The organism is Bacillus sp. E214 (genome assembly GCF_008087365.1).
GTDB lineage: Bacteria > Bacillota > Bacilli > Bacillales > Pradoshiaceae > Pradoshia.
The window spans coordinates 1-467 of sequence record NZ_ML701734.1; the positions used below are offsets into that span (position 1 = coordinate 1).

Sequence of the window (467 nt, forward strand, 5' to 3'; positions counted from 1 at the left end):
TGCCAAGGCATCCACCGTGCGCCCTTATTAACTTAACCGTTAAAAAACTCTTACTCGGTTTTTATTAAAACGCATTTACTTTGCCTTACATTACATTATCCAGTTTTCAAAGAACGATTTTGGTGGAGCCTAGCGGGATCGAACCGCTGACCTCCTGCGTGCAAAGCAGGCGCTCTCCCAGCTGAGCTAAGGCCCCGTTTTATGGGTATGGGTTTATATGGTGGGCCTAAATGGACTCGAACCATCGACCTCACGCTTATCAGGCGTGCGCTCTAACCAGCTGAGCTATAGGCCCCTATCCCGTTTTAAATCATGTTCACATAAAAAAAGAGTCAATCTTTTTCTATGAAGGATTGCTCCTTCAAAACTAAACAAAACTACTGGCCAATAAGTCTATTTTCCTTAGAAAGGAGGTGATCCAGCCGCACCTTCCGATACGGCTACCTTGTTACGACTTCACCCCAATC

General features: G+C 45.4%; 2 tRNA genes. Both read right to left on the reverse strand.

Annotation, left to right across the window (positions count from 1 at the left end):
• Positions 1-120: 120 nt before the first annotated feature.
• Positions 121-196 (reverse strand) — tRNA-Ala (locus FHY47_RS00005).
• 22 nt (positions 197-218) lie between these two features.
• Positions 219-295, reverse strand: a tRNA-Ile gene (locus FHY47_RS00010).
• Positions 296-467 lie beyond the last annotated feature (172 nt).